This is a genomic window from Marinomonas sp. (genome assembly GCF_965225885.1).
Classification (GTDB): domain Bacteria; phylum Pseudomonadota; class Gammaproteobacteria; order Pseudomonadales; family Marinomonadaceae; genus Marinomonas.
In genome coordinates, this window is record NZ_OZ245329.1 from 2,541,033 (window position 1) to 2,558,838 (window position 17,806).

The following is a 17,806-nucleotide window of genomic DNA, read 5'->3' on the forward strand; positions in this document are numbered from 1 at the left end:
TTTTTTTGTATCTAGATTTGGGTGATCTTTTTATTTTAATATGAATATTTAATAGACCATACGTAACTCTTTTGCTTTGGCGTTATTTTTTTCTGTCCAGTCTGACATAGGTGAGGGCTTAGCAAAATAATAACCTTGTAATGTCTTACAGCCTAGAGCTGTTAAAAGAGTTGCTTGTTCTTTGGTTTCGATGCCTTCGGCGATCACTTTCATGCCAAGGGATTCTGCTAGCTGTATAGTGGACTTCACTATATCTACATGGCGTTGGTCAGCCGGTAGAGGAGAAACAAATCGACGATCAATTTTTAGTATGTTGGCAGGGATATCTACAAGCTGCCCTAGAGAAGCCTGGCCTGTGCCAAAGTCATCAATAGCAATTGAGTAGCCATATTGCGATAGGCTTCTTAAACGCTTGTGTATAAGTGGATGAGTCATTACAGGGCTGGTCTCTGTAATCTCAAGTTCTAGCATATTCCCTAACCACGGATTGTCGGCGATCAATGTCATTAATAAGGCAAAGAATGAGTCGTTCATTAATTCTTGCCCCGCTAAATTGAAGGCTATTGGAGTCCGGATGTGTTCTTTATGCCATTCGCTTAGGGTGGAGACTAGTTTTAGAACTAGATTCTCGGCAAGAAGAGGAAGTAATCCTAGTTTCTCTGTGATTTTAATGAAGGTTGTAGGCGGGATAAACTTTCCATCACATTGCCATCTGGCAAGTGCTTCAAATGAACAAATTTGTCCGTTGGGTGATACTTGCGGTTGCAGCCATAGAGCTACTTTTTTATTTTTTATCGCCGTGCTGAGTTTTATGCCAAGTTTGTGTTCTTCAATGAGCTTTTGCTCAAGACTATTATTGTAGTATGAAAAGCGATCTGTACTGGTCGAGTATTCCAATGCCATTTCACAGTGTTCTAATAGTTCTTCTGCTGTTTTACCATCTGTGTGGTAATAAGCGATGCCAACGTGATAATCCATATTTAATCGATTGCCATCAATCATTATTTGGCTAGGTAGCACAGAATGAATGAGGGCGGATAGATTTTTTTGGATTAAATAAGCTTGTCCTAGTGGTACAAAACAGGAAAATTTTACGCCGCGTAAACGACCAATAATAGCTTGTTCAGACAGTTTTTTTTGCAGTGTTTTTGAAAAATTGAGAATAACTTTGTTAGCGCTGTCTTTACCATACTGTTTATTGAGCAGTTTGAACTGGCTAAGACGGATAATGAACATGGCGCCAGTTAAATGACTGTCTTGCTCATTAATGCGTTGATTTACTTGGCGACAGAAGTGTCTATGGTTTGGTAGTAATGTGAGTAAATCAAAATGTGCTAAGCGACTGTTGGTTTGTTGTGTATCTTCGAGTTCTTGCTGTATTGCTTTTAGCTGAGTGGTGTTTTGCAAGTGAAGAACATAATAGCCATGTTTGGTTAGCGATGCCCTGCGTATTTCAATGTGTATGTTTGTTCTTTGCTTTAGTGTGCATTCGGCTATGTTTGATTGCCAGAAAAAGCGGCCTGTCTCACCGAGAGGAGAAAGCCAATCGGTAATAGTAGAGTCAGATATGTGTTTTTGAGGCGAATCGGTTAGTAGTTCGCGAACCAACTGATTGGCTTTGAGAATTTTACCTCGTTGATCACAAAGCAGTGTGGGTGTTCCGGTATTCTCGAAAAACTCTTCATACATCGCGTAATTATCATTCAGTTTTTGATAAAGCAGTCTCATGTGAGAGGCATTATTCTCAAGAGTTTGGATGATTCTTGAGACGGCGAGAGGTAAACCGATGTTGAGTGATGCAAATGTTAACATTTGGAAATAGAAAGATGATGCGGCGTCTAATTGGTCGTTAACCAACCCGTCGCTAGTCATCAGGTAAAAAGGATAAACATTAACAATCATTGTAACTAAAGAGGCTTTGAAACTAAAAAGTAGTCTAACGATAAGTGGTAGCGAGTATAGAGATACTAACGCGTATTTTTCAGCATGATATTCCTCGCTAAGCGTCAGCAGTAGAAAGCTTGTAGTGATAAGGGTGATAAGAAATAAAATCGCTGCAAGCTTTGTATATTTCTTACTGAAGTAAAGTAGGCTTCCGAGAAGGCATAGATACGCGCTATTGATGCCTAAAAAAGGTAGATCTTTATAGGTGATGAGATAATGTATTTCTGAAACCGCAAAAATGCAGGTTGTTAGCACAAGTAAAATTCGTAAGGCGCTTTGTTGAAATGCTTTGTCGCCTCCCTCTATTAAGGGATCTGAACCGACTAAAAAATAATTTTTAAGAAAATCAATAAACATTAATAAACTTCATAATGCGAAAAAAATAAGCCGCAGTTATTTGCGGCTTTCAATAGACAGTACCTAAAAACTTAGAATTTGACTACGCTAGTTTATAATTTTAATTAAAAATCATGTGTTAATTTGTCGTAAATGATTATCCCAATGTAAGTTTGTGTGTTTTTTAAGCGCTTTGCTGACGTTTTGTACAGGATTGCTTTTTAGTTGAGAGCCTGTGCCGCTTGTGAGTAAGAATTCATAGGTGTTGTCTGTCGCAACAAGACCACACACATCTCGGCAGTTTTCTACCCCTAAAAAGGTTTTGGAGCCTACATGCCAATAAGCCACTAAGCCGCCTCTAGGCGTGCTGATAGCAAGTATTTCACCTGAGTTATCGAAACAAACACTGCCGCAGTACTGTTTAAAGCGAATTCTTACTTCTTCCGGAATAGGTAGATATTCTAATTCTGCTTGATCAATACGAGATAGCGCAACCAGTGGAACTTGATCCCAGATTTCACCTTGATATTGAAAGCCTAAAGCAACCGTTCCTTGTTGGTTTACATCAAGGTGACGGATGCTCAATTGGTGTAATTCATCGCTATTGGAAGATTGATTTAGGATGCTGCCATCTTCTAGGTTGAGATAAGTAACGTTTGGCTGCATGGTATCGAGATTTAAAATTGTCCGATCTTCATTGGGGTGAGTCATCAGTCCGCCGTTGGCAATCACTAATACATTCTCATTTAAAAGTACCGACTCATGAGGGCCAATGCCGTTACTGCTAAAAGATTGAAGCACCTGACCGCTTGGCCATTTTCGTACAAATATTTTGCCTTGTCCGGATGGATAATGGTTTTCTTGAGTGATTAAACGGTTGCCATCAGTGGTAAATAGGGCATGCCCATAAAAATGATGGTCTTTACTAGGCTCGATTCTGTTTATTCTTTGATGAGTCGATACATCAAAGAAGTCTATAAAAAAGCCAGGTCTTCTGGCGACAATACCAACAATGCTTTGACTAGGATGCACAACCGGAGCATGGGCTCTATCTAAAAGTAGAATATTCCATACGATGTCGCCTTTCTCATCGAATAGGCCAAAAAAATGCTCTTGTTTATTCAAAGAATACGCTGAGGCGTAAAGTTTCTTACCCGCTTCCTGTTGGGTTAATGTCGCCCATGATGGCGCGGTCATTGCCGCGCCACACAAAGTGCTACTCATCGTAAGGAAAGACCGTCTTGAAAGCATCGGTAATTAGTCTCCGTCCCTGCTATTAAAACCAATTTGGAAGCCTAATTGAGTCACCATGCTGGCAAGATAAGATTGACTATTAGATATGGATTTCACTAAAGGTTTTGCCAGAGCAACACGCTCTTCTTGTGTGTGGTTTGCATGGAAAAAATCACTTGGTAATTGAAGGGCTAATTTAATGTTCTGCGTAAGTTGCTCTTCAAATTGCTCAGCAAGTGCAGGGTTTGTCTGTTTAGCAATTTCATACAAAGAGGGTGATCCCGCGTGATAAATTTCACGATACGATTGCAAGTTCTTTTGTATGGCTCTTAGGGAAAGGTCGCTTCGATAAAACTCGGCAAGTTTTAGATTTTCACGGCTATTATAACCGATAGGGGTTTCGAGCTTAGCGTCTTTAACTGCCGACATATGCTCGATCCATTGTTGTAAAAATAATTCTAGCGCGACTTTTTCCGGATCAAAACTGGTGCCTTCTTCGTCAAATACCCAATCTTGTGCTTTTCCGTTTTGCCATTGCTTGGCAACAGCATCAGCACTTTCTAGATGATGTGCTGTAACTTTTTCAAGTAAACGGCAATGCTCGGCGGATTGTGTTGGCTCAAAATCAGGGTGATAAAGCAAACTTTCTATTGCTGTTAAACCACGTACCGCAATACTCGCAGACGTCCAGAACTTCGGCGCTTCCATAACCGCTGGGTCGCCTTGTGCGAGTGCTCTTAGTTGACGTTGGGTTACGCCTTTTTTGTCTGGCCAATACTCAAAAGCGTAATAACGCATAAAGTAAGTCACAGGGCCAAAGTTTAACCACTGAACTTGTTGCCAATCTAAAGCATTTGCTTGAAAAGCGTCTTGCGCGTCATGCAGCGTTTCTTTAGAAGGTGAGGCACAGAGAGCATCTGTGCGCTGTTGCAATGTCTTTGATGATTCTGAATAAGTGTCATAGCCTTGCTTAACCACGTTGGTAACAATGCCATTTAATGGACCTTCCCATTGACCAGCGAAAACTAGCAGAGGGGTGGATGCGCTAATGGCTAAAGCAATTAGCTTTGGAAAATGTTTCATTACAGCGACTCCAAAAAGTAGATGAGTTTTTTACGTTGTTCTTTATTTAAATTCTTATAATGTCCTTGGCTACGCTCGGCTTCTCCACCATGCCAAAGAATAGCTTCTTCAATGGTTTGAGCACGGCCATCATGTAAGAAACCAACGCGGCCTGAGACTTTTTTAGATAACCCCATTCCCCATAAAGGCGCCGTTCGCCATTCACTCGGTATCGCAGAGAAACTAGGAAATCCGCCTGCGAGTTCCGGTCCCATATCATGCAGCAACATGTCGGTAAAAGGATAAAAAGTACGATTGTTTAGTACTGCGAATTTTGATTTTTCACCTGTGTTCATTTTAGGAATATGACAGCTTGCACAACCTAATTGATCAAAAAGGTTTTTACCCTCTAAAAAAAGCGGATCAGAAATATTACGCATAGCTGGCGGCGATGATAAGGAAACGAACAAGTCTACTAATCTTGATTGTTGTTGATCAACTTCTAAGTCGCCTAAATGTGGACTATTACCATTGGGGCTTGCTAGACAATCTTGTTGAAGTTCAGTGCAGTCGCCGGAGGGGGCCGTTTTTAGCGGTGTGGATAAGCCTAAATCTGTATTAAAAGCCGTTTGATTTTGTATGCTGACGCTTGGTGCCGCGGCTTTATAGCCGAATCGACCAATGATAGATTTATTACTGTCTACCCAGCTCACTTTGCCGCTAATGCCATCGTTATTTTTATCATCTGGGTCTGCATTAGCAATAATGTTTTCATCTGGAATGTTATCCAATAATCCCATGCCGACTAATGCTGGAGATACCAGCATGGTAAAGCCTGTGCTGTCTTCTAAATCACCATAGTTAAGCTGGCTCCAATGCAGATTGGGTTTTCTTAACTCCACTGTGGTTCCATCGTTTAATGTTTCGGTATGAGTATGATAAGTAAGGTAATAATCACCTTCAGGCAAAATGCCTGGTGAGCTTTGTCCTTGAAATTGATGTCCATAAGTTCGGTCGCCAATATGTGGGTAAATGGTGTCCGCAGGCAAATTGTAATTTGGGTAGCTTTTTCCTAAACGAATTAATGTAGAAGGAACAGTTGTACCACTCTCATTGGCAATAGGTGCATGGCCGCGACCGTTTTGTAGATGACAACTGTTGCAGGAGCGAGTATTGAAAAGTGGTCCTAAGCCATCACTTGCCGTAGTAGAAGACGGCGCTGGCACCCAAAATTTTTGGAAGACACTTTCTCCAATGTGAAAGTCGAGTTTATCTTTGGGGCTAATGCCTATTAATGGTCTTGAATAGTCACTTGCAAATGCATAACTCGGAAAACAAAAAAAGCCGGTGCATAATGCACCAGCCATAAGCATAGAAAACGATCTTGAATTTTCTGTCATATATCGATAAATACCATTAACTGACTAAATGACACATCCTTCCTTGTATCCCATTTATGTAATTATTAGTTGGGTAATAATAATGCTAGAAAGTAGAGTGATTTACTCAAATACTGCACTCGGGTTATCTAAGCTATCAGAGCCCTCTAAGGCAATGCCTTCAAGGTTTAGTTCATGAATTACATCTTCTGTAGTGCGAGTCTCTGTTACCAAGGAATCAACAAAATCCTGAACCAGTTGGTTGCCTTTGGTATTGTTCATCGCGATCAGAACGTCAAAGGTTTGGCCTTTTTGAGCAGCATCAACCATGGCTTGTGCTGCTGCTTCTGTTGAGTTTAGGTTCTGCTTCATTTCATTGTCTAATTGAGGGTTTTGCTTAGCGACAAGATCAGACAAGGAAGCGCCTTTCACCCAGCTGCCATCAACACGTTTGTACTCACCCAAATAAGCATTTTTGATGCCTTTGGCATCATAATAATGTGACCAATGTGTATTATCAGAGAAGCAGTCATGCTCTTCTTCTGGATCGTGTAGCATCAAACCAAGTTTGGTTCTTTCACCACCCAATTCACCGTATGCCAAACTGCCCATACCGGTAAGAATAGTTGAAAGGCCTTGCTCTGGAGATTGCTCTAGCAAAGCAACGCGAGCAGCGCCGCCTTGTTTCCAATTATTCGCCATTTCCTCTAAATCAGAAATCAGCAAATCGGTAGCCGCTACTAAATAATCACGACGACGATCACAATTACCATTGGTGCAATTATTTAGATCAAAATCTGTAGCAGGGCGTTCGCCAGCACCTGGGTTTGTTCCATGTAAATCTTGACCCCAAAGCAAAAATTCAATGGCGTGGTAACCACTAGCCACGTTTGCTTCGACGCCATCGGCTTCTTGAAGGCTTCCAGCAATTAACTCTGGAGTAATGTCTGTTGTATCAACTTTCAAGCCGCCAATCATCAAGCTTTTGGAAGCGATAACATTGGCAGTATAAAGAGCGTTTAGATCAGACTCAGAGCCATAGCTATCTGTTGCAACATAGTCGATCAAGCCTTCGTCTAATGGCCAAGCGTTTACTTTGCCTTCCCATTCATCAACGATAGGGTTACCAAAACGGTAGACTTCACTTTGTTGGTAAGGTACGCGAGCTGAAATCCAAGCAGTGCGCGCGGCCTTCAAGTTTGCTTCAGTAGGGTTAGCCAAGAAAGTATCAATAGAGGAGCGCAGTACTTTTGCAGTGGTTAAAGAATCGCCATAAACGGCTTCTGCAATATCAGCATAATGAACGACAACAGAATTTGCAGTGATTGCAGAAGATTCTTGTTTTACGTTAGCTGGTCCGCAAGCTGTAAGCATCGCACCTGTAACGCAAATTGCGATGGGGGTTAATAATCGTTTCATGTCCTAAGCTCCAGTATTATTTTGTGCAAACATTATTTTGTACAAACATAGTATTAGAAATGAAAACGATTATCAATGAGTCTTTTTACACATTTTTTACATGAATAGTACGGAGGGGTTAATTCCCGCACTGATATTGAAAGGTATTACCCGCAGTATTGTGAAGATCGTACTCACAAGCCTTGTCTCTTAATAGGTTTTGGCCTTCCCAAGACACACTCATACTAATAGGTGATTTATTCTTATAGCTAGGAATGAATCGATACGCCGCAACCACATCAATACTGCTGTTTGCTCCTAACTGGACGGATTGGCCAATTAGTCGCTGACGAGTTTCAGTATTGTATAAGGTGTAATCCGTAGTGTATTCCTGATCACCGTTTTCGTGAGAGAAGTTTAACCAAATCTTGCGATAGGTTTGTGGCTCAGACGTCGGATTAGTGAAGCGTAATTTGGTATAGATAATTTGAGAACGGGATAGGCTTGTTTGTGCATTTTGGCTGACTTTGACATACGAAGAGTTTGCTTTCTGCCAAGGCATATTTGTACCAAATGATGCGTCAACAATCTGAATGCTTTCTTTTGCAAAATATGTTTCTGCAAATTGAACTAGATCCTTTGCTGGCGCGTACAAAGCTAAGGCAATGACGCCAAAAAGTGCAACTTTATGAATAGTATGAGTAGAGCTTAATAGCTTGATCATATCCGCATCCTTAAAATATCTTTACTGTTTGTTTATACAGTACTGTATATCTGAACAGTATATTTGTACAGAGTCTTTTTGAAAAATAGTTTGCATTTTTCAAAAAAATTTATTCATTTTGATCTATGTAAGGTTTTTTAAAAATTTAAAAAATAATGTTTGATTTTATTTAGTCAATTGAATTTTAAGGAAATTTTCATGATTCCCACAACCTTCTTAACGGTTTCTGTGGACAAGATTTGGCAATTCTTTTTTTTCTTTTATTTAATACAAAACACAGCCGATTCGATGGCAATAAATGTCCCAGACACTATAATGCAGCCACAAATAAGCGAAGAGGTCGGTTGTGGATAAAGTTGATGTGATCGTAATTGGTGCCGGGGCGTCTGGTTTAATGTGTGCGGCAACAGCGGGCTACCGAGGTAAAAAAGTGGTGGTATTAGATCACGCCAATAAAGCTGGCAAAAAGATTCTTATGTCTGGTGGAGGCCGTTGTAACTTTACTAACATGGACGCCGCTCCTAAACATTTTTTATCTGACAACCCACACTTTTGTATTTCTGCGCTACGCCGCTTTTCATCGCAAGACTTTGTTGACCTAGTGGATCGTCATGGTCTGGATTATGTCGAGAAAACCCCAGGACAATTATTCTGTGAGCACTCTGCAAAAGACCTGCTTGATATATTGCTGACAGAGCTTGAATGGTCGGGCGCAGAATTAAAGTTAAACACAAAAATTCATCATATTGATTTTCAAGACGGACAGACCGTTATTAAAACGAATCAAGGGAACTTTGCGTGCGAATCTCTTGTGGTAGCCACGGGTGGTTTGTCGATTCCCACCATGGGGGCGACAGGTTTCGGTTACGACATAGCCAAACAAGTTGGGCATGATATTTTACCCACTCGTGCCAGTTTGGTACCTATTACCGTACAACCCGATAGAAAAGCACAACTTGCTGAATTGTCAGGTATTGCTTGCGAAATAGCCGCAACGGCAAGTGGTATGACTTTCCAAGAGCCGATGCTGTTTACTCATCGTGGTGTTAGCGGACCCTCTATTTTGCAAATCACCAACTTCTGGCAATCAGGCGAAACACTTAACATTAATCTCGCCCCGACTTTATCGCTAGACGACTTACTCGCTGTGCGTCAAAGCACCCCGAAAAAAAGCTATGAAAGCTTCTTATCAAACTTATTACCAAAACGCTTGGTTGAACTAATCAAAATAGAATTCCCTTGGTTAACCGAACGCAGCGCGCAAACTTCCAACGAACAGATCGACAACTTGTTTCATTATCTTGCGAACTTTGACATTGCCCCTAATGGCACCGAAGGCTATCGCACTGCAGAAGTTACTCTAGGCGGTGTGAACACCAACGAAGTGTCTTCGAAAACATTCGAATCACAAAAACAAAAAGGGCTCTACTTTATAGGTGAAGTGCTCGACGTGACAGGTTGGCTCGGTGGCTATAACTTCCAATGGGCATGGGCGAGCGGGTTTTGTGCAGGACAGTATGTTTAAAAAAAGGGCCGACATTTCACTGTTGGCCCTTTTTTGCTTTTTTGCTTATTTACTTATATCCATTAAGCTGTCTTGATTTGTGGCTTGCTTTGGCTTTTAACAAACAAGATACAACCAGCTAATACGAGTAACGGTAGTACAGGGTCATAGATGCTGCCTAGGCTGCCGAACATTAGGTTCAAGATCATGATAAGTGATCCACCAATAGCCCACGCTATCGTTGTTGGAACTGTCCAGATTACCAATTGCTTTTTCACTTCGGTAACGCCCATCAAACGGTTAACAATGTGGAATAGGCTGTCATTAAAGTAACCAGCGAACAAACTACCCATAGTTGCGGCAGAGGCTGCAAACAGCATGTTAACACCTTGCATTTCTGCTAGTACTGGCGCTGAGATAGAGGCTGCAGTGATCATTGAAACCGTACCGCTCCCTTGGATGATTCTAACTAAGGTTGCAATAATGAATGGAATCATGATTGGTGAGATAGATAGAGCAACAATTTGGTTAGCAATTTCTGCACCTGCGCCAGATTCACGCAATACGCTGCCTAATGCTCCACCTGCACCTGTTACCAATAGAATAATGCCACAAGTTGATATGCCTTCTTCTAGTTTGCGGGTTGTTGTCTCTTTATCCAAATAAGGCGTTAGCGTATACACAGCAAGTAATGTACTGATTGAAAGCGCGATAATAGGATTACCAAGGAAGTTAAAAGCAACACCAAAAATGCTAGTAGATAAGCCTTCCATACCAAATTGTTTTTCAGCAAGGCTCATAAGCGACTTAATTAAAATTAAGACAATTGGAACCACAATCGGCATGATTGATTTAATAAGCGAAGGTAATTCTTTAGACTCTTTGGAAGCCATGTAGTCATCATGGATTTTCTTAAGATCATCATCAGCTGCTAACGTTGGGGAAACCGCAAATTCAGGGAAATGCTTTTCCAACCAGCGAGCATACAAAACAATACCGTATACACAAGGAATGGCGATTAAGAGGCCAAAACCAAGCATAGAGGCCAAGTCGACATTAAAGATACTTGCTACGCCCAATGGGCCAGGTGTCGGTGGAATACAGTGATGGGCAACAACCAACCCACCAGCAAGCGCTACTGTTAAGGTTAAGATAGAGCGATTGGATTTTTTTGCTAAGGATTTAGCAATCGGGTACAAAATTATCAGTGCGCTGTCCACAAAAACAGGAATACTGACGATGTAGCCTGTAATGGCTAAAGCCATTTCCTCTTTTTTCTTCCCTAGCCATTTGATGAAGTGATAGGCAATCGATTCGCCGGCACCAGAGGTTTCCAAAATTGCTCCCATCATGACGCCCAAACCGATAACAATACCGATACCGCCTAATGTTCCACCAAATCCTTTGCTTATGGCAGACATGGTTTCATCAACACTCAACCCACCGATTAAACCGGCAATGCATGCTGCAATTAGCATGGCAATTAACACATGAACTCTCGTTCTTAATACTAAAAATATTAAAACGAATACAGCTATTATTAAGCCGATTACAGATATAGGTAGCATGGTTTTATTTCCTTTATTTTTATTAGAGGTTGTTTTTTATTTTACTGATTCTACATATTCACTGAATATCGAATTGAAGTTTTTGTCTTTTATAAAACCTAGAGATAATTCTTTTTCGTTATTAATAGATTTTGGCCAGCTTGAAACGATTTTTTCGATCTTTGAGTCTTTTTCATAAGAAATAAAATCAAGATAAGATTCGTCATGTTCGCTGGAAAGGCACTCAATCATTTCTTTTGGAGATGTTTGTAAGCCCGGTAGATTAATGGTTCTAAATCCATCTAAACGATCTGTATTGATCTGGCTGGCATGAACAATATTTTTAATGACAGTGTTTGGGCTGGATACCCACAGCGGTAGATTTAGATCGACTGGACAGTTAGTTTTCTCATGCTTTAGTGGTTCGCGAATGATGCCACTAACAAAAGAAGATGCTGCTTTATTTGGTGCTCCTGGGCGTATGCAAATGGTAGGTAAGCGCACAGATACAGCATCAACAAAGCCTTTTCGCGCATAGTCATTCACTAATAATTCACAGATGGCTTTTTGAGTGCCATAAGATGAACTAGCTTGCATCGCTGTCATGTAATCGATTTTTTCTGGTAGTTGTCCGCCGAATACAGCAAGAGAACTTGAAAAAACAAATCGAATATTTGTGTTGGCTTCGCGGCAACGATCCAATAAAAGTTGAGTCGCTTTTAAATTAACCAACATACCAAGTTCAAAATCTTCTTCCGCATGGCTTGATACGATTGCCGCAAGATGAAAAACATGAGTTGTTTCTTTATTAATGATCTTTTTAACTTCTTCTGCAACGGTAATATCAGCAATAATAGATTGGATTCTGTTACTTGTTATCAAACCTGGATTTAATGAAACTCTATCAACAATTTTAATACTGTTTATTGTAGGGAAGTTTTCCAATAAATTTTTTAATAGTTCAGTGCCTAAAAAACCAGCTCCGCCAGTAATGACAATATTCATATTTTTATCCTTATACTTTTTATTTTGACTTTTTTATAAATAAGGTTTGACCCAAGCTAAGCCACTTTCTGTGGTGTTTTTTGGATTGTATTCACAGCCAATCCAGCCCTTATATCCAGACTCGTCCAATATGTTGAATAAATGCGGATAGTTGATTTCGCCTTCAGATGGTTCATGTCTTTTAGGGACAGAAGCAATTTGAATATGACCGGTGACATCAGCAAGATCTTGAATTAGGTGGGTTAGATCACCATCCATAATTTGAGCGTGATAGATGTCGAGCTGTAGTTTGACGTTTGGTCGATCTACTTGTCTTATTAGCTCAGCAGCTTCTCTTTGATGAGCAATAAAATAGTTAGGAACATCACGGTTATTCAGTGGCTCAATCATGAGCTCGATACCGTGCGTAGCAAATTCGTCTGCGGCAAAGCGAATGTTATTTATGAATGTGTTGATATGTTCTTCACGGGTGAAGTTTTGATCAACAATGCCAGACATAGCATGTACTTTTTTGCAGTTAAGCGCTTTTGCGTAGGTTAAAGCGGTTTCTACACTTTGTTGGAATTCTTTTTCACGGCCTGGAATCGCTGCAAAGCCTCGTTCACCTGCATCCCAGTTGCCAGGAGGCATGTTAAACAAAGCCTGTTCAAATCCATATTGCTCTAATTTAGACGCTAAGACATCAGCGTCAAAAGCATAAGGAAATAGATATTCAACGGCTTTAAAGCCCGCATTATGTGCTCGTTCAAAGCGTTCTAAGAACGGCACATCGGTAAATAACATGGTTAGATTTGCTGCAAATTTAGCCATTATTTGCCTCTCCCTTTTAGATCAGTTACTTCGTCATCGGTTAAATAACGAGTAGGTTTGTTTGCTAATAAAAAGAACAATTTAGCGGTTTCTTCTAGCTCTTCTGCATTATCAACAGCATCTAAAAAATCGCTACCAGTGATGATTGGCCCATGATTAGCTAACAAAAACGCTCGATATTTGCCCGCCAGTTTTGCAAGGTCTTCAGCAATATGTGGGGAGCCTGGGCGATAGTAAGGGACAACCGGAAGCTCACCGACTCGCATCACGTAGTAAGGCGTAAATGCTTTGATGGCGTTGCTAGGATCCAGATTTTCTAGACAAGAAAGCGCCGTCAAATAAGTAGAGTGCAAATGCACGATAGCGTTGCAGTTTGGATCTTTCTCATAAATGGCTAGATGAAAAGCCACTTCTTTTGAAGGTCGTTTACCAGATAGGTGGTTACCGTTTTTATCAACGACAGACAGGTCTTCTGCAACTAAGCGACCAAAAGACGAACCTGTCGGTGTTGCTAAGAAATGACCATTAGGTAGTTTCAACGATAAATTACCGGCACCACCTGTTGCGTAGCCACGGTCAAACATAGAGCGAGCTAAGTCGACCATCTGTTGTCTCAATTCAGCTTCATTCATTAAAAGTACCCCTGAGCCGTGGTGAAAAAGTTCTCGTCGCCAAAATTGCCAGATTTTAGCGCCAGCGATAAATCTTGATTGATCGCTTTTACCCAAGGCACGCCAGGGGCAATTTGAGGACCGATGTGAAAGCTATCGACTTTTAGGCTTTGAGTTACAACGCCTGACGTCTCGCCACCTGCAACGATAAAATTACGTATGCCGGAATCTTGCAGCTTGATAGCCAACATACTAAAGAGAGTTTCAACGGCTTGGCTGGACGCCTCAGCGCCATATTGCTGCTGAATCGTTTTGAGCTTTTCAGCATCCGCCGTGGCGTAAACGATAGGGGCCAATGATTGGTTAGCATGGCTGACAACCCAATCAAACACATCGTTGACGTAGTTTTCATTGCTCATGCACTGCTCAATATCAAGGACAAAGAAAGGCGCTTTGGCTTTATAAAGCTCAACTTGCTTGTTGGTCATGACAGAGCATGAGCCTGAAAATATAACAGTTGGTGCGTTAGCTGGGTGACCTGCTTGTTTTGCTTGGGTTTGGTCTTGTAAGTGTTCTCCCCAGTTTTTTGCAATACCTGCTGCTAACCCTGAACCGCCAGTTACTAATTTCAATGAGCTAACTGCTTTGCCAATCTCATTAAGGTGTTCCGCTGTAAAAGCATCGACAACGGCGTAACGTTTTCCTTGTGCTTTTAGCTCAGCAAATTCACCAATAATGGCGTCTGCGCCTTGCTCAATACTTTGATAATTAATCAGTCCCGTTTTGCCTTTAGATTGCGCGTCCATCAAATCCATAAGATTAGAATTAGTCATTGGAGTGACTGGGTGGTTACGCATACCTGATTCACTGAGCAACTGACCAAGCACAAAAAGATGGCCGTTAAAAACAGTGCGTCCGTTAACTGGCAGGGCAGGGCAGACAATAGTAAAGTCTTCGCCTAAGACATCCAGAAGCGCATCCGTTACTGGACCGATGTTGCCTTTAGCCGTGCTATCAAAGGTTGAACAGTACTTAAAATAAAATTGTTTGCAGCCCTGTGCTTGAAGCCATTTCAGAGCCGCAACAGATTGTTCAATCGCTTGTTCGGTCGGGCATGAGCGCGACTTTAAACTAACGACGACAGCGTCTGCATTTATCTCCGTATTTGCTGAAGGGATGCCGTTCACTTGAATAGTACGCATGCCATTTTCAACAAGAAAACCTGCAATATCGGTAGCACCAGTAAAGTCGTCGGCAATAACACCTAATAACATATTACTTCTCCACGCCTGGTAAATTGATTCCATCAAAGATCTTGATAACCGCACTGTCATCTTCTTGGCCGAAACCTGCGTTACTAGCAGAAAGGAACATATTTAAAGCAGTGCTAGATAAAGGAAGAGGGAACTTAAGTTCTTTGGCGGTATCTGCAACAAGGTTTAAGTCTTTAACAAAAATATCCACCATAGATTTAGGTGAATAGTCGCCATCGACAACATGTTTCATGCGGTTTTCAAACATCCAAGAGTTGCCAGCAGCATTTGTGACAACGTCATACATAAGATCAAGCGGGATGTTTGCACGAGCAGCAAGCGCCATCGCTTCTGCACCAGCAGCAATATGTACACCAGCGAGCAGTTGATGGATGATTTTAACCGTCGCACCAAGGCCAATCTCTTCGCCAATGTTGTAGACTTTAGCTGCTGTCGCATCTAGGACAGGTTGTAGTTTCTCGAAGGCTTCTACTGATCCGGATGCCATGACAGTCATGTCACCTGTTGCCGCTTTCGCTGCACCGCCAGACACGGGCGCATCGAGCATCAATAATTGGTATTGAGATAGTTTTTGGTGGATGGCTTTAGCATCTTCTGCGGAAATAGTTGCGGATACCATGACGGCAGTTTTTGGTTTTAGTGCGGCGGCTAAGCCGCTGTCAAAAAGTACAGCGTTTACTTGTTTTGCGTTTACAACAAGCACTAAGACAGCGTCTAGTTGCTCGGTAAAATCTAAAGCACTGCTAGAAACTGCTTTAGCTCCTGCTAGGCTTAGTTCTTCCAAGGCTTTAGGGTTTAAGTCAAAACCATAGACGTCCAATCCTGCGTTAATACAAGACTTGGCTGCGCCCATGCCCATTGAGCCTAGTCCGATCACACCGACGGATTTCGCTTTATTTGTCATACAATACCTACTGAATTATTGTTAGTTTATGTTCAGATTTGTGATTTTATAATTGATGAGAATGATTAAAACGCTTTATTTCACATATTTCAACAATATTTAACACTCAATCTGAAAGGTTTTTGTGTTTTTTGCCTATGCGCTGTGTTGTTACTGTGATTGAGGGCGAGAAAACTAGTGCTTTCATGCAATGTATAGATACTTTTTCACATAAATTCACATGGCGGTTTTTTTTTGTTAAGCTGCAGTGGAAGTAATTTTGCGAATTGAACGGCGGAAAGATGATTCCAGTAGAGCGGCAAAGAAAGATCCTGACATTATTAAAGAATCAAGAAGTAGTGAGTATTTCAGAGCTGGTTGATTTATTTAATGTGTCTCATATGACTATTCGCCGAGACATTGAAAAACTTGAGGCTATTGGCAAAGTTAGTTCAGTTTCTGGAGGCGTGCAGCTAGCAAGAAATATTCATATTGAGCTCTCGCATGATATTAAAATCACACAGTTTGCCACTGAGAAAGAGCAAATTGGCAAGTTGGCTTCGAGTATCATTTCTCCAAATATGACGATATATCTTGATGCAGGAACCACAACGTTAGAAATTGCTCACCAAATAACGCAAAGAAATGATCTGCTCATTATCACTAACGACTTTGCTATATCGGCTTTCCTAATGGCGAATTCTGCTAACGATATTTACCATACAGGCGGAAAAGTCGACCGACAGAATCAGTCTACCGTTGGATCAAAAGTGGCCGATTTTTTATTAAGCATGAACATTGATATCGCCTTTATCTCGACTTCGTCTTGGAATTTGAAAGGGCTATCTACACCAAATGAAGATAAAGTCATTGTTAAGCATGCTATTGCCAAATCATCGAAAGCTGTCTGTCTGGTTTCCGACACCTCTAAATATGGGAAAATTGCCGCCTTTCATGCATTGGATATGGAGCGAATTGATACCATTATCACCGACTCAGGATTACCAGAAAGCGCGTTTAATGAATTGAGAGATAAAGGTATGGATATTTTAACAGCGTGATTTGTTGGTTATCGATCTTTAATCACAAAGAGATAAGAAGAGGGAAGAAATACTTACATTTGCATGCGCACATTACCTTTCCTCTCATCTTTAAACAGCCACTATTTTATAACTTTATAGACCGCAGCAATGTCTTCCTCTGCAAAGCCTGCTTTGATAGCTTGTTTAAACGCTTCGTTGGCAATCGCTGCGGTTGGCAAAGGTTGTTCAAGTTGATCACCCAGTGCGACGGCCAAACGCATATCTTTTTGCATGTGTTTAAGCGGAAAGCTGGTGGTGTAGTTTTCATTTAATAGCATCGCGCCTTTGCCTTTAAACATCGGGTTCGACATGGCGCCAGCATCGACGATATCTAAAATCTGCTGACCGTCTAAACCGGCTTTTTGTCCCAAAGATATACCTTCACTGAAAATACTCAGCATACCGCCCATCATCATGTTAACGACTAGCTTCATGTTGGCACCTTGGCCGACTTCGCCAAGGTAGGGTGACATCTTACCCATTACATCAAATGCTGGTTTTGCATCTTCGTAAAGGGATGGATCGCCCGCAGCGAGAATGATTAAAGTGCCGTCTTCCGCAGGCTTTTTCGTACCAGAAACTGGTGCTTCTAAAAAGCGTCCGCCAGCTTGAGTAATTAAATCGGCAATGGCTTTTGAGGTTGTGTCGTCAACCGTCGACATATCAACATAACCGCGACCTGAACCAATTCCTGCTACAACACCATCCGGACCTTGGCAAAGCGCTAACGCCGCTTCAGGGTCCGACACCATGGCAAAGGTGATATCACAGTTAGCAGTCACGTCTTTTGGTGTTGAACCTTGGCGAGCGCCCAATGCCACCAACTCCGCACATTTTGCTGAATTGCGATTCCATACCGTCACATCAAATCCAGCCTTAACCAAATTTGCTGCCATCGCCTTACCCATGATGCCTAAACCTAAAAAACCAATACTAGCCATACAGCTCTCTCTTATTTGGTGTTATTTCCGACAGTGTAACAAATTGAAAAAGCCATAATGTATTAAAATTAGG

Annotated in this window: 15 protein-coding genes; 2 read left to right on the top strand and 13 right to left on the bottom strand. The window is 41.4% G+C overall.

Annotation, left to right across the window (positions count from 1 at the left end; translation table 11 throughout):
• Positions 1-48 precede the first annotated feature (48 nt).
• The 6 genes from ACO05V_RS12090 to ACO05V_RS12115 all read right to left on the bottom strand — a co-directional run bounded on the left by ACO05V_RS12090 (position 49) and on the right by ACO05V_RS12115 (position 8,076).
• Positions 49-2,301, bottom strand: a complete 2,253-nt coding sequence (locus ACO05V_RS12090) for an EAL domain-containing protein (RefSeq protein WP_421851536.1) — start codon at positions 2,299-2,301, stop codon at positions 49-51.
• Between the two features lie 111 nt (positions 2,302-2,412).
• Positions 2,413-3,504 (bottom strand): DUF1513 domain-containing protein, encoded by a 1,092-nt coding sequence (locus tag ACO05V_RS12095; protein ID WP_421851539.1) that lies wholly within the window; start codon positions 3,502-3,504, stop codon positions 2,413-2,415.
• A gap of 33 nt (positions 3,505-3,537) precedes the next feature.
• Positions 3,538-4,596 (bottom strand): imelysin family protein, encoded by a 1,059-nt coding sequence (locus ACO05V_RS12100; RefSeq protein ID WP_421851542.1) that lies wholly within the window; start codon positions 4,594-4,596, stop codon positions 3,538-3,540.
• A complete protein-coding gene (locus tag ACO05V_RS12105; RefSeq protein WP_421851545.1) occupies positions 4,596-5,975 on the bottom strand; it encodes a di-heme oxidoredictase family protein in 1,380 nt (459 codons plus the stop codon). Before ACO05V_RS12105 ends, ACO05V_RS12100 begins: the two co-directional genes overlap by 1 nt.
• Before the next feature lie 102 nt (positions 5,976-6,077).
• Positions 6,078-7,373 carry an imelysin family protein gene (locus tag ACO05V_RS12110; RefSeq protein WP_421851548.1) on the bottom strand — a complete coding sequence of 432 codons (1,296 nt, stop codon included), beginning with the start codon at positions 7,371-7,373 and terminating at the stop codon, positions 6,078-6,080.
• Between the two features lie 118 nt (positions 7,374-7,491).
• Positions 7,492-8,076, bottom strand: a complete 585-nt coding sequence (locus ACO05V_RS12115; RefSeq protein WP_421851551.1) for a hypothetical protein — start codon at positions 8,074-8,076, stop codon at positions 7,492-7,494.
• A gap of 346 nt (positions 8,077-8,422) precedes the next feature.
• Here ACO05V_RS12115 and ACO05V_RS12120 point away from each other — a divergent pair, with 346 nt between their 5' ends.
• Positions 8,423-9,601: an NAD(P)/FAD-dependent oxidoreductase gene (locus ACO05V_RS12120; protein ID WP_421851554.1), complete on the top strand. Its 1,179-nt coding sequence runs from the start codon at positions 8,423-8,425 to the stop codon at positions 9,599-9,601.
• 62 nt (positions 9,602-9,663) lie between these two features.
• Here ACO05V_RS12120 and ACO05V_RS12125 read toward each other — a convergent pair whose 3' ends face one another.
• Genes ACO05V_RS12125 through ltnD form a run of 6 tightly spaced genes read right to left on the bottom strand, consistent with a single transcriptional unit; the run spans position 9,664 to position 15,731 of the window.
• Positions 9,664-11,148 carry a GntP family permease gene (locus tag ACO05V_RS12125; protein ID WP_421851557.1) on the bottom strand — a complete coding sequence of 495 codons (1,485 nt, stop codon included), beginning with the start codon at positions 11,146-11,148 and terminating at the stop codon, positions 9,664-9,666.
• Positions 11,149-11,184: 36 nt separating this feature from the next.
• The gene (gene denD / locus ACO05V_RS12130; protein WP_421851560.1) at positions 11,185-12,132 is read right to left on the bottom strand and encodes a D-erythronate dehydrogenase; all 948 of its coding nucleotides are present in this window, start codon (positions 12,130-12,132) and stop codon (positions 11,185-11,187) included.
• Positions 12,133-12,165: 33 nt separating this feature from the next.
• A complete protein-coding gene (gene otnI, locus ACO05V_RS12135) occupies positions 12,166-12,942 on the bottom strand; it encodes a 2-oxo-tetronate isomerase (RefSeq protein ID WP_072839711.1) in 777 nt (258 codons plus the stop codon).
• Positions 12,942-13,574 carry an aldolase gene (locus ACO05V_RS12140; protein WP_012070249.1) on the bottom strand — a complete coding sequence of 211 codons (633 nt, stop codon included), beginning with the start codon at positions 13,572-13,574 and terminating at the stop codon, positions 12,942-12,944. The genes otnI and ACO05V_RS12140 overlap by 1 nt, the downstream gene beginning before the upstream one ends.
• Positions 13,574-14,827 carry a 3-oxo-tetronate kinase gene (gene otnK, locus ACO05V_RS12145; RefSeq protein ID WP_421851564.1) on the bottom strand — a complete coding sequence of 418 codons (1,254 nt, stop codon included), beginning with the start codon at positions 14,825-14,827 and terminating at the stop codon, positions 13,574-13,576. The genes ACO05V_RS12140 and otnK overlap by 1 nt, the downstream gene beginning before the upstream one ends.
• Position 14,828: 1 nt before the next feature.
• Positions 14,829-15,731, bottom strand: coding sequence for an L-threonate dehydrogenase (ltnD, locus tag ACO05V_RS12150; RefSeq protein ID WP_421851567.1), 903 nt, complete (start codon positions 15,729-15,731; stop codon positions 14,829-14,831).
• Between the two features lie 281 nt (positions 15,732-16,012).
• Here ltnD and ACO05V_RS12155 point away from each other — a divergent pair, with 281 nt between their 5' ends.
• On the top strand, positions 16,013-16,771 hold the full coding sequence (locus tag ACO05V_RS12155; RefSeq protein ID WP_421851570.1) for a DeoR family transcriptional regulator: 759 nt from the start codon (positions 16,013-16,015) through the stop codon (positions 16,769-16,771).
• Positions 16,772-16,872: 101 nt separating this feature from the next.
• On the opposite strand, the gene ACO05V_RS12160 is transcribed toward ACO05V_RS12155, so the two are convergent.
• Positions 16,873-17,733: an NAD(P)-dependent oxidoreductase gene (locus ACO05V_RS12160; RefSeq protein ID WP_421851573.1), complete on the bottom strand. Its 861-nt coding sequence runs from the start codon at positions 17,731-17,733 to the stop codon at positions 16,873-16,875.
• Between the last annotated feature and the right edge of the window lie 73 nt (positions 17,734-17,806).